Raw genomic sequence first — 226 nt, 5'->3', positions numbered from 1 at the left:
GCCTGGGAAAGCCTGCGCCCGGACTACCTGTTCAACGGCTATGGACCGACCGAGACGGTGGTCACGCCCTTGTTGTGGAAGGCGCGTCCGCAGGATCCGTGCGGTGCGGCTTACGCACCTATCGGTACCTTGCTGGGACGTCGCAGGGCCTATGTACTGGGCGCGGACCTGGACCTGCTGCCGCTGGGTCTGGCCGGTGAGCTCTACCTGGGTGGAGAAGGTGTGG

The 226-nt window shown here is 65.9% G+C and carries 1 protein-coding gene; it reads left to right on the top strand.

Translation table 11 applies throughout. The features are described 5' to 3' along the window. On the top strand, positions 1 to 226 hold a 226-nt coding region (locus JHD77_RS32170), incomplete at both ends, for an AMP-binding protein (protein WP_199506587.1).

Origin of the sequence: Pseudomonas sp. P20, from assembly GCF_016463925.1 — a bacterium.
Lineage (GTDB): Bacteria > Pseudomonadota > Gammaproteobacteria > Pseudomonadales > Pseudomonadaceae > Pseudomonas > Pseudomonas aeruginosa.
The sequence above is the reverse complement of the archived record's forward strand: the minus strand, read 5'-3'. Positions and strand labels throughout refer to the sequence as shown.